The organism is Streptomyces sp. NPDC059788, from assembly GCF_042732265.1.
Lineage (GTDB): Bacteria > Actinomycetota > Actinomycetes > Streptomycetales > Streptomycetaceae > Streptomyces.
The window spans coordinates 1-10801 of record NZ_JBHWHY010000098.1 but is presented as its reverse complement, the minus strand read 5'-3'; the positions used below and the strand labels follow the sequence as shown (position 1 = coordinate 10801).

The window sequence follows — 10801 nt, the reverse complement described above, 5'->3', positions numbered from 1 at the left end:
GCTCGGGTCCACGCAGGGGTCTCCCCGCAGAGCAGCCGGGTATCTGGGTTCACTACTAACTTCCCCGATGACGTACACGGTGTCGAGGAGTGACCCCTGCGTGGGCCCGAGCCCCCACCCACCGGACCGACAGCGCACATCGCGCACCCCCACACGGCAAACCTGACAAACCGCGCCGAAGGTGCGAGCGCTACCCCCCCCCGGGACGGCTACGCTCTGGGGGACCCCGTCAACCCCCTCCTGGACCGCGATGACCATCACCGAAGACCACGCCCCGTCCGTCGAGGACGCCGAGGACGTTGCGGGCGGTGACGGCAGGTTCACCGTGCGGCTGGAGAACTTCGAGGGGCCGTTCGACCTGCTGCTTCAGCTGATCTCCAGGCACAAGATGGATGTCACCGAGGTCGCCCTGTCCAAGGTGACGGACGAGTTCATGGCGCACATCCGGGCGATGGGGCCGGACTGGGACCTCGACCAGACCACGGAGTTCCTGGTTGTCGCGGCGACGCTGCTCGATCTCAAGGCGGCGCGGCTGCTGCCCGCGGCCGAGGTGGAGGACGAGGCGGACCTCGCGCTGCTGGAGGCGCGTGACCTGTTGTTCGCGCGGCTGCTCCAGTATCGCGCCTACAAGCGCATCGCGGACATCTTCAGTGAGCGGCTGGAGGACGAGGGGCGCCGTTATCCCCGTACGGTCGGACTGGAACCGCAGTACGCCGAGCTGCTGCCCGAGGTCGCCATCAGTATCGGTGCGGAGGGGTTCGCCCGGCTCGCGGTGAAGGCGATGCAGCCCAGGGCCAGGCCGCAGGTGTACGTGGATCACATCCACGCGCCGCTGGTCAGTGTCAGGGAGCAGGCCGAGGTGCTGGTGGCGCGGCTGCGCGCCGCGGGGGTGGCCGGGTTTGCGGAGCTGGCCGAGGACGCGCCGGACACGCTCACGGTCGTCGCCCGCTTTCTCGCGTTGCTGGAGCTGTACCGGGAGCGTGTGGTGGAGCTGGACCAGGATCAGGCGCTGGGCGCGCTGACGGTCCGGTGGACGGGCGGGGCGGAGGCCGATCCGGTTGTTACGGACGAGTTCGACCGGGAACCCGGGCCGGAGGCGCCGGCAGGTGAGGGTGAGGAGGATGCGGGGTGAGTGACGTGGAGGTGGCGTACGGGGAGGCGCGGAGCGCCCCGGCCGGGGCGCTCGGTGTGGCGGACCTGGAGCTGCGGCCCGCGCTGGAGGCGGTGCTGATGGTCGTGGACGAGCCCGCGACCGAGGAACACCTGGCCAGGGTGCTGGAGCGGCCCCGCCGGGAGGTGGCGCTGGCGCTGCGGGAGCTGTCGGAGGACTACACCCGGCAGGGGCGCGGTTTCGACCTGCGGCTGGTGGCCGGGGGCTGGCGGTTCTACACGCGGCCGGAGTACGCGGACGCCGTGGAGGGCTTCGTGCTGGACGGGCAGCAGGCCCGGCTGACGCAGGCCGCATTGGAGACTCTGGCCGTGGTCGCGTACCGTCAGCCGGTCAGCCGTTCCCGGGTCTCGGCCGTACGCGGGGTGAACTGTGACGGCGTGATGCGCACCCTTCTCCAGCGTGGTCTGGTGGAGGAGACGGGGACGGAACCTGAAACAGGTGCGATCCTGTACAGGACGACGAACTACTTTCTGGAGCGGATGGGCCTGCGCGGCCTGGACGAGCTCCCGGAGCTCGCTCCCTTCCTCCCGGAGGCGGAGGCGGTCGAGGGCGATTCCCGGGAAGGTGTTCCGTCGTTCGACGTAGACGACAGCGGCGACTCTCAGACGGATCATTGATGCGAAGCAGCGGCAGGAACAACAGGGACGCCGGTAGGGGCAACTACCGGGGTGCGGGCAACAAGAAGGACGAGAAGCAGCAGCGCGCCGGCCGGCCCCGTCCCGAGGAGCGCCGCTACGACGTGGGCGAGGGCGGCCAGGGCCGGGGCGACGGCGCGGGCGCGGGCCGGGGCGGCTCCGGTGGCCGCGGTGGTTCCGGCGGTCAGGGCGGACGCGGCGGCTCCGGCGGCCGTGGCAGTGCTCCGGAGCGTGACGGCGAGCGCAGGGGCCGCGGCGCGGCTGCCCGTGGCGGCGCCAAGGGTGGTCCCCGTACCAGCCCGAAGAGCGGCGGCAAGCCCGGGGGCAAGGGGCCGCAGCAGCGCGGTCGTGGGCAGGCTCCGGCGCGGCCGCGTGAGTACGACGCGCAGGTGGAGGAGCGCAACCGCGCCCGCCACAACAAGCCGCAGATCAAGACCCCGAAGACGTTCGGTGACCAGGAGGGCGAGCGCCTGCAGAAGGTGCTGGCCCGTGCGGGCATGGGCTCGCGCCGTGCCTGTGAGGAGCTGATCGACCAGGCGCGGGTCGAGGTCAACGGGCGGATCGTCACCGAGCAGGGTGTGCGGGTCGACCCGGAGAAGGACGAGGTCAAGGTGGACGGCCTGACGGTCGCCACGCAGTCGTACCTCTTCTTCGCGCTGAACAAGCCGGCCGGTGTCGTCTCGACGATGGAGGACCCGGACGGGCGGCAGTGCCTGGGCGACTACGTGACCAACCGCGAGACGCGGCTGTTCCACGTGGGCCGGCTGGACACGGAGACCGAGGGCATCATCCTGCTCACCAACCACGGCGAGCTGGCCCACCGGCTGACCCACCCGCGGTACGGCGTGAAGAAGACCTACCTGGCCGCGATCCAGGGCCCGCTGCCGCGTGACCTGGGCAAGCAGCTCAAGGACGGCATCCAGCTGGAGGACGGCTACGCGCGCGCCGACCACTTCCGGGTGGTGGAGAACACCGGCAAGAACTACCTGGTCGAGGTGACCCTCCACGAGGGCCGCAAGCACATCGTGCGCCGGATGCTGTCCGAGGCGGGCTTCCCGGTCGACAAGCTGGTGCGGACGGCCTTCGGGCCGATCTCGCTGGGCGACCAGAAGTCCGGCTGGCTGCGGCGGATGACCAACACCGAGGTCGGCATGCTGATGCGCGAGGTCGAGCTCTAGGAGCCGAGGGCCGAAAGGCCGGGTCCCGGCGCCTTGTCGACGGGTAGGGCCACCCCTTATTGTCACTGTGACGATTAAGGGGTGGTTCTTTTCATGGCGTCCGCCGCGACCGGATCGCTCATCGGGCTGGCGCTCGGTGACGCGCTCGGGTACCCGACCGAGTTCCAGGATGTACGCGCGATCGAGGCCCGGTACGGCCCGTGGCGTGAGATGGCCCTGCCCGATCCCGCGTACGTCACCGACGACACGCAGATGACGATCGCCCTCGGGCTCGGCCTGCGGAAGGCCGTGGCGAGCGCGGGCGGCGTCCGCGGGCTGGACGCCGCGCACCTGGTCCCGCCCGTACGGGAGAAGTACGTCGAGTGGTGGCGCTCCCCGGACAACAACCGGGCGCCCGGCAACACCTGCCTCACCGCCTGCCGCCTGCTCGCCGACGCCGCACGTCCCTGGGCCGAGGCCAGCCGCACCGGCTCGAAGGGGTGCGGCGCGAACATGCGGGTGGCGCCCGTGGGGCTGATGCCGCAGCTGAGCTCGGAACAGCGTTCCGGCGCCGCGCAGCTGCAGTCCGCGCTCACGCACGGGCACCCCACCGCGCTCGCCGCCGGCGACCTGACGGCGTACGCCGTGCACATGCTCACGCAGGGCGCGCGACCGCAGGAGCTGACCGGGCTGCTGCGCTCGTACGCGGTCGGGAGCCGGACCGCCTACCGGGCCGACTGGCTGGGCGACCTGTGGCGGCACGCCCAGGACCCGGGCCCCGAGCACTTCATCGCCCGCGGCTGGGACGACTGCCTCGGGGCGCTGGACCGGCTGGACGCGGCGCTGCGCGCGCCGGACCCGGAGGCCGACCCCTGCCTGGCCACCGGCGCCGGCTGGATCGCCGAGGAGGCGCTCGCCACCGGCCTGCTGTGCTTCCTGCTCTTCCCGACCGAGCCACTGACCGCGCTGCGCCGCGCCGCCTGCTCCTCCGGCGACTCGGACTCGATCGCCTGCCTCGCCGGCGCCTTCGCGGGCGCGCACCTGGGCGCCGGGGCGTGGCCCGAGGAGTGGGCGGGCCGGATCGAGTACCGCGACCAGCTGGTGGGACTGGGGAAGGTGTGGGATGTCTGACGGAGCGTGGGACGGCGCGGCGCTGCGGGCGGCCGGGCTGCCCGATCTGGACCTCGGTGAGGTGACGGCGGGGGAGGGCGACCCGCTGGTCTTCGCGACGGTCTCCGGCGCGCATCTGTACGGCTTCCCGTCCCGCGACTCGGACGTGGACCTGCGCGGGGCGCACCTGCTGCCCACCGCCGCGCTGGTCGGGCTGCGGGAGCCGGACGAGACCCGCTCCTGGATGGCGGACCGGGACGGCGTCGAGGTGGACCTCGTCACGCACGACCTGCGCAAGTTCGCGCGGCTGCTGCTGCGGCGCAACGGCTACGTGCTGGAGCAGCTGCTCTCGCCGCTGGTGGTGCGCACGAGCGCGGTGCACGAGGAGCTGACGGCACTCGCGCCCGCCGTCCTCACCCGCCATCACGCCCACCACTACCGGGGCTTCGCGAACACCCAGTGGCGGCTCTTCGGGAAGACCGGCGAACTGAAGCCGCTGCTCTACACGCTGCGGGTGCTGCTGACCGGCATTCATCTGATGGGGAGCGGCGAGGTGCAGGCGCATCTGCCCACCCTGGCCGGGCTGGTGGCGGCGCCCTCGTACGTACCGGAGCTGGTCGCGGCCAAGGCGGAGGCGGAGCACGGGGCGGCCGGCGAGCTGGTGGACGCGGCGCGGCTGCGGGCGGACGTGGCGGAGCTGCACGGCCGGCTGGACGCGGCGCAGGCCGCCTCCGCGCTGCCGGACGCCCCCGGCGGCCACGACGCGCTACACGACCTCGTCGTACGGGCCCGGCTCGGCGTGCCGGAGCGCTGACGCGCGCCGGGCGCGGTACAGGAAGTCCTCGACACGGCGGCGGTCCGGCTCCGGCGGCAGCGGGGAGCCGGACTCGGCCGCCGCTGCCTGCCCGGCCAGTACGGTCATCCGGCGTTCGACCTCGCCCCAGGGGACCTCGCCGCGCTTGACGGCGAGCAGGTCCTCGCGCGCCTCGCCGACGTCCGTCGTGAGCACGCCCGTACGCAGCAGGTCGCGGGCGGTGCGCAGCAGCCGCAGCAGGTGCATGGCGTGCTTCCAGCGGGGCGCGCCGTGCTGCCGTACGTCCGCCTCCACTTTCTTGAGCTGGCCGGTCGCGTAGCCGGTGAAGGTGCTGTGCACCTGGCGGGAGAGGAAGGCGCCGCGCAGCGCGAGCAGTTCGCGGCCGGTGGCGTCGGCGTGTTCGACGAGGGGGGAGTGCAGGCACTCCAGGATGTTGGGGTTGGCGCGCAGCGCCAGTTCGCAGAAGCGCTCCAACTCCCAGGAGAACTCCTCCTCGCGCGGCCCCTCCACGTGGGTCGGCGGCTTCTCGAAGCGCCAGAACAGCGGGGTGGGGGCGAGGTAGACGCCGCGCCGGTCGGTGTCGCTGTCGTCGGTGGCGAGCCCAAAGGCGCGCGAGCCCATCACGCAGGCGTAGACGGTGTGGCCGGTGACCAGGGCGTGACCGGTGGCGGGGGTCGGCATGAGGGGATTGTGGCTGGTGGGAGCGGTGTGCGCCACCTGGTTTCGGGTGGCGGAAACGCCGGGCGTCGGTACGTTTGAAGGAGTCGCTCGTCGCGCGGTCCGCATCGAAATTGCCGGCAATGCGCGGAAAGGCACGGACATGACGGGATCACCAGACCTCGGGGGACCGGCGGGCGGGCTTCCCGGCGGCGGCCGGGGCGGCGCGGCGGGAAACCTCATCGGGTCGCTGATGGGGGCGCTCGGCGCCACCGGACCCAAAGGCCACGGCACACCCGGCGGCTCCGGCCGGGCGGGCGGTCCCGGCGGCGGCGTCCACATCGTGCTCGGCAAGCTCCTCCAGGGGGAACTGGGACGGCAGGCGCACTCCTGGGTGGGGCACGGCGCCAACGAGCCGGTCACCGCCGAGCAGGTCGAACAGGCACTGCCCGGCGAGACCCTGCGGCGGATAGCCGAGGAGAACGGCGTCAGTGCCCGGGAGGCGGCGAAGCAGCTCGCGCACACACTGCCGCAGGCCGTGGACCGGCTGACACCCGACGGCGAGATACCGCAGGACCCCGCCTTCCAGGCCCTCGTCGCCCGTCGGCCCCCGACCACTGACTAGGCTGGCCGGAAGAAGTCGGCGGCGGGCGCGTGGTGCGTCGTGCCGTACAGGAGATTCAGGGGAGCGGTTACGTGGCGGTACGGGCGGTGCGCGGGGCCGTGCAACTGGAACGGGACGAAGCGGGACACATGCGCGAGCGGGTGTCCGCGCTGCTGACCGCGGTCCTGGAGCGCAACGGCCTGGTTCCGGACGACCTGATCAGCGTGTGGTTCACCGCCACCCCCGATCTGCACAGCGACTTCCCCGCGGTGGCCGCCCGGCAGCTGGGCATCACCGACGTCCCGCTGATCTGCGCGCAGGAACTGGACATCGCCGGCGCCATGCCGCGCGTGGTGCGCGTCCTCGCGCACGTCGAGACCGACCGCAGCAAGGCCGAGGTCGCGCACGTCTACCTCGGTGCCGCCGGGGCCCTGCGGAAGGACATCGCCCAGTGAGGACCGCGCTCGTCATCGGCACCGGCCTGATCGGCACCTCCGTAGCCCTCGTGCTGCACGCCCGCGGCGTCCAGGTGTACCTGGCCGACCACGACCCGGCGCAGGCCGAGACCGCCGCCGCGCTCGGCGCGGGCACGGCCGAGGAGCCGCCGGGCCCGGTCGACCTGGCCGTGGTGGCCGTACCGCCCGCCCACGTCGCGACGACACTGGCCACGGTGATGCGGCGGGGCGCCGCCCGGGCCTACCTCGACGTGGCCAGCGTCAAGGGCGGCCCGCGCCGTGAGCTGGAGGCGCTGGGCTGCGACCTGACGGCGTACCTCGGCACGCACCCGATGGCGGGCAAGGAGCGCTCCGGCCCGCTCGCCGCCACCGCCGACCTCTTCGAGGGCCGGCCGTGGGTGCTCACCCCGGCCAAGGACGGCGACACCGAGGTGCTCAACCTGGCGCTGGAGCTGGTCGCGCTGTGCCGCGCGGTGCCCGTCGTCATGGAGGCGGACGCCCACGACCGGGCCGTCGCGCTCGTCTCGCACACGCCCCAGCTGGTCTCCAGCCTGGTCGCCGCCCGTCTCCAGGGCGCGGACGAGACCGCCGTACGGCTGTGCGGGCAGGGCATCAGGGACGTGACGCGGATCGCCGCGTCCGCGCCCCGGATGTGGATGGACATCCTCTCGGCCAACCCGGGGCCCGTCGCCGACGTGCTCGGCGAGGTCTCGGCCGACCTGGAGCGGACCGTACGGGCGCTGCGCGCACTGGAGGCGGCCGACGAGGACGAGCGGGCCGAGGGCGCGCGCGGCGTCGAGGACGTGCTGCTGCGCGGCAACGCGGGCCGCGAGCGGGTGCCGGGCAAGCACGGCGCCGCGCCGGCCGCGTACGAGATCGTCTCCGTGCACATCGGCGACCAGCCCGGCGAGCTGGCGCGGATCTTCGCGGACGCCGGCCGGGCCGCGGTCAACATCGAGGACGTACGCATCGAGCACGCCACCGGCCAGCAGGCGGGCTTCATACAGCTCATGGTCGAGCCGCAGGCGGTGCCGGTCCTCACGGCGGAGCTGCGCGAGCGCGGCTGGTCGATCCGCCAGTAGGCGCGGGCGGCGGCGCCGGTCCGCTGCCGGGGCCCGGACCCGGCGGCCGGGGTGTACGGGCTGCACGGGGCGCCGCTGCTTGCCAGTAACCTTGTGCGGGGCCCCGCACCGTGGCCCCCGTCCCGCCCCGTGATCGAGGAAGGTGCCCGACACCGTGGAAACCCCCGCCCGGACCGCCCCGGCTGCAGTGATTGTCGCCATCGACGGCCCCGCAGGCACGGGCAAGTCCAGCACCTCCAAGGCCGTCGCCGCCAAGCTGGGGCTGGGCTACCTGGACACCGGTGCCCAGTACCGCGCGATCACGTGGTGGATGCTGAGCAACGGGGTCGACGTGAACGACGCGGTGGCCGTGGCGGACGCCTCGGTCAAGCCGGTGATCGTCTCCGGCACCGACCCGGCCGCGCCGACCATCACGGTGGACGGCCTGGACGCCGCGGGTCCGATCCGCACCCAGGACGTCACCTCGGCCGTCAGCGCCGTCAGCGCGGTCGCCGAGGTGCGGACCCGGATCACCGAGCTGCAGCGCGAGATCGCCGCCGGGGCCCCGGAGGGCATCGTCGTCGAGGGCCGGGACATCGGCAGCACCGTGCTGCCCGACGCCGACCTGAAGATCTTCCTCACCGCGTCGCCGGAGGCCCGCGCGGCCCGCCGCAGCGGTGAGCTGACCGGCAAGGACGCCGCCGACCTGGCGGCCACCCGGGCCGCGCTGGTCAAGCGGGACGCGGCCGACTCCTCCCGCAAGACCTCGCCGCTCGTCAAGGCGGACGACGCGGTCGAGGTGGACACCACCGACCTCACGCTGGAGCAGGTCATCGAGTGTGTCGTCACCCTGACCGAGGCGGCGATGGCCGCGAAGGCGGCGCGGTGACACGCGGCGCCGGCGCGGCGGGCGCGGACGGCGGCCGGGCGCCCAGCGCGGGCGGCGCCGCGGTCGGGCGGCGGATCGGCATCGGCCTGATGTACGGGCTGTGGAAGCCGCGGGTGCTGGGCGCCTGGCGGGTGCCGTCGGCCGGACCGGTGATCCTCGCGGTCAACCACGCGCACGGCCTCGACGGTCCGATGCTGATGGGCACCGCGCCGCGGCCGGTGCACTTCCTGATCAAGAAGGAAGCGTTCGTCGGCCCGCTGGATCCGTTCCTGCGCGGTATCGGCCAGCTGAAGGTCGACCGCTCCGGCACCGACCGCAAGGCCGTCACCGACGCGCTGGCCGTGCTGGCGAACGACGGTGTGCTGGGGATCTTCCCTGAGGGCACCCGGGGCGAGGGCGACTTCGCGTCGCTCCGTGCGGGGCTCGCGTATTTCGCGGTGCGCTCCGGGGCGCCCGTGGTGCCGGTGGCCGTGCTGGGCAGCGCGGAGCGCCGCAGCCGGGCCATAAAGGCGGTGCCGCCGCTGCGCAGCCGCGTCGACGTGGTCTTCGGCGACGCCTTCGAGGCGGGCGACGGCAGCGGCCGGCGCACCCGTACGGCGCTGGACGCGGCGACACTGCGCATACAGGAGCGGCTGACCGCTCACCTTGCCCGGGCCAGGCGCCTGACCGGGCACTGAACGAGACTTGAACGGCGGTCCGCGCACGAGCGGGCACCGATGACGGAGAACGAGGAACGGACTTCATGAACGACCAGACCCCCACCGGCGACGAGCACGGTGCGCTTGGTGACGCCGAGTACACGGAGTTCATGGAGCTCGCCGCGCAGGAGGGCTTCGACCTGGAGGACGTCGAGGGCGACATCGCCGCGGCCGGACACGGCCCGCTGCCCGTCCTCGCCGTCGTCGGCCGCCCCAATGTCGGCAAGTCGACTCTGGTGAACCGCATGATCGGCCGCCGGGAGGCGGTCGTCGAGGACAGGCCCGGCGTCACCCGCGACCGGGTCACCTACGAGGCCGACTGGAACGGCCGCCGCTTCAAGGTCGTCGACACCGGCGGCTGGGAGCAGGATGTCCTGGGCATCGACGCGTCCGTGGCGATGCAGGCCGAGTTCGCGATCGAGGCCGCCGACGCGGTGGTCTTCGTCGTGGACGCCAAGGTCGGCGCCACCGACACCGACGAGGCCGTGGTCAAGCTGCTGCGCCGGGCCGGCAAGCCCGTCGTGCTGGTCGCCAACAAGGTGGACGGGCCGTCCGGCGAGGCCGACGCGGCCATGCTGTGGTCGCTGGGCCTCGGCGAGCCGCACCCGGTCTCCGCGCTGCACGGCCGCGGCACCGGCGACATGCTGGACGCCGCCCTGGACGCGCTGCCCGAGGCGCCCGAGCAGACCTTCGGCACCGCGCTCGGCGGGCCGCGCCGGATCGCGCTGATCGGCCGCCCGAACGTCGGCAAGTCCTCCCTGCTGAACAAGGTCGCCGGCGAGGAGCGGGTGGTCGTCAACGAGATGGCCGGCACCACCCGCGACCCGGTCGACGAGCTGATCGAGCTGGGCGGCAAGACCTGGAAGTTCGTGGACACCGCGGGCATCCGCAAGCGCGTACACCTCCAGGAGGGCGCCGACTACTACGCCTCGCTGCGTACCGCGGCGGCCGTGGAGAAGGCCGAGGTCGCGGTCGTCCTGATCGACGCGAGCGAGTCCATCAGCGTGCAGGACCAGCGGATCATCACGATGGCCGTGGAGGCGGGCCGCGCGCTGGTCATCGCGTACAACAAGTGGGACAACCTGGACGAGGAGCGCCGCTTCTACCTGGAGCGGGAGATCGAGCGCGACCTCGTGCAGATCCCGTGGGCGATGCGGGTCAACGTCTCGGCGCGCACCGGCCGCCACATGGACAAGCTCGTCCCGGCGATCGAGACCGCGCTGGACGGCTGGGAGACCCGGGTGCCCACCGGCCGGCTGAACGCCTTCCTCGGCGAGATCGTCGCCGCCCACCCGCACCCGATCCGGGGCGGCAAGCAGCCGCGCATCCTCTTCGGCACCCAGGCGGGCACCAAGCCGCCGCGCTTCGTGCTCTTCGCCTCCGGCTTCCTGGAGGCCGGCTACCGCCGCTTCGTCGAGCGCCGGCTGCGTGAGGAGTTCGGCTTCGAGGGGACGCCGATCCACATCTCCGTACGGGTACGCGAGAAGCGCAGCAAGAAGAAGTAGCCGCGGCGGAAGCGGCGAACGGCGGCGGGGCGGCTCCTGAGGGGC

General features: G+C 73.2%; 12 protein-coding genes. 11 read left to right on the top strand and 1 reads right to left on the bottom strand.

Going from position 1 to position 10801, the window contains the following annotated elements:
* Positions 1 to 250: 250 nt before the first annotated feature.
* From ACFV57_RS42235 to ACFV57_RS42215, 5 genes are all read left to right on the top strand, one after another.
* Positions 251 to 1132, top strand: a complete 882-nt coding sequence (locus tag ACFV57_RS42235; RefSeq protein WP_385244480.1) for a segregation and condensation protein A — start codon at positions 251 to 253, stop codon at positions 1130 to 1132.
* A complete protein-coding gene (scpB, locus tag ACFV57_RS42230; protein ID WP_385244477.1) occupies positions 1129 to 1788 on the top strand; it encodes an SMC-Scp complex subunit ScpB in 660 nt (219 codons plus the stop codon). The genes ACFV57_RS42235 and scpB overlap by 4 nt, the downstream gene beginning before the upstream one ends.
* The gene (locus ACFV57_RS42225) at positions 1788 to 2984 is read left to right on the top strand and encodes a pseudouridine synthase (protein ID WP_385244474.1); all 1197 of its coding nucleotides are present in this window, start codon (positions 1788 to 1790) and stop codon (positions 2982 to 2984) included. Before scpB ends, ACFV57_RS42225 begins: the two co-directional genes overlap by 1 nt.
* Positions 2985 to 3077: 93 nt before the next feature.
* Entirely contained in the window at positions 3078 to 4094 is a 1017-nt protein-coding gene (locus ACFV57_RS42220; protein ID WP_385244471.1) for an ADP-ribosylglycohydrolase family protein, read from the top strand.
* Entirely contained in the window at positions 4087 to 4887 is an 801-nt protein-coding gene (locus tag ACFV57_RS42215; protein WP_385244468.1) for a DNA polymerase beta superfamily protein, read from the top strand. Before ACFV57_RS42220 ends, ACFV57_RS42215 begins: the two co-directional genes overlap by 8 nt.
* Here the strand turns inward: ACFV57_RS42215 and ACFV57_RS42210 are convergent.
* Complete coding sequence (locus ACFV57_RS42210; RefSeq protein ID WP_385244466.1) at positions 4840 to 5568, bottom strand: DNA polymerase beta superfamily protein; 729 nt, start codon at positions 5566 to 5568, stop codon at positions 4840 to 4842. The genes ACFV57_RS42215 and ACFV57_RS42210 overlap by 48 nt on opposite strands.
* A 139-nt stretch (positions 5569 to 5707) precedes the next feature.
* On the opposite strand from ACFV57_RS42210, the gene ACFV57_RS42205 reads away from it, so the two are divergent.
* From ACFV57_RS42205 to der, 6 genes are all read left to right on the top strand, one after another.
* Positions 5708 to 6169, top strand: coding sequence for a YidB family protein (locus tag ACFV57_RS42205; RefSeq protein WP_385244464.1), 462 nt, complete (start codon positions 5708 to 5710; stop codon positions 6167 to 6169).
* Positions 6170 to 6240: 71 nt separating this feature from the next.
* On the top strand, positions 6241 to 6603 hold the full coding sequence (gene aroH / locus ACFV57_RS42200; RefSeq protein WP_385244482.1) for a chorismate mutase: 363 nt from the start codon (positions 6241 to 6243) through the stop codon (positions 6601 to 6603).
* A complete protein-coding gene (locus ACFV57_RS42195) occupies positions 6600 to 7685 on the top strand; it encodes a prephenate dehydrogenase (protein WP_385244462.1) in 1086 nt (361 codons plus the stop codon). Before aroH ends, ACFV57_RS42195 begins: the two co-directional genes overlap by 4 nt.
* A gap of 154 nt (positions 7686 to 7839) precedes the next feature.
* Positions 7840 to 8553: a (d)CMP kinase gene (cmk, locus tag ACFV57_RS42190; RefSeq protein ID WP_385244459.1), complete on the top strand. Its 714-nt coding sequence runs from the start codon at positions 7840 to 7842 to the stop codon at positions 8551 to 8553.
* Entirely contained in the window at positions 8502 to 9230 is a 729-nt protein-coding gene (locus tag ACFV57_RS42185; protein WP_385244456.1) for a lysophospholipid acyltransferase family protein, read from the top strand. Before cmk ends, ACFV57_RS42185 begins: the two co-directional genes overlap by 52 nt.
* 65 nt (positions 9231 to 9295) lie before the next feature.
* Positions 9296 to 10756 carry a ribosome biogenesis GTPase Der gene (gene der, locus ACFV57_RS42180; RefSeq protein ID WP_385244454.1) on the top strand — a complete coding sequence of 487 codons (1461 nt, stop codon included), beginning with the start codon at positions 9296 to 9298 and terminating at the stop codon, positions 10754 to 10756.
* Positions 10757 to 10801: the final 45 nt, after the last annotated feature.

Excerpts from the sequence above, each read along its gene's own strand:
- ACFV57_RS42220 (WP_385244471.1), top strand. The coding sequence starts at position 3,078 with ATGGCGTCCGCCGCGACCGGATCGCTCATCGGGCTGGCGCTCGGTGAC.
- ACFV57_RS42210 (WP_385244466.1), bottom strand. The coding sequence starts at position 5,568 with ATGCCGACCCCCGCCACCGGTCACGCCCTGGTCACCGGCCACACCGTC.
- ACFV57_RS42235 (WP_385244480.1), top strand. The coding sequence starts at position 251 with ATGACCATCACCGAAGACCACGCCCCGTCCGTCGAGGACGCCGAGGAC.
- ACFV57_RS42225 (WP_385244474.1), top strand. The coding sequence starts at position 1,788 with ATGCGAAGCAGCGGCAGGAACAACAGGGACGCCGGTAGGGGCAACTAC.
- der (WP_385244454.1), top strand. The coding sequence starts at position 9,296 with ATGAACGACCAGACCCCCACCGGCGACGAGCACGGTGCGCTTGGTGAC.
- ACFV57_RS42205 (WP_385244464.1), top strand. The coding sequence starts at position 5,708 with ATGACGGGATCACCAGACCTCGGGGGACCGGCGGGCGGGCTTCCCGGC.
- ACFV57_RS42215 (WP_385244468.1), top strand. The coding sequence starts at position 4,087 with ATGTCTGACGGAGCGTGGGACGGCGCGGCGCTGCGGGCGGCCGGGCTG.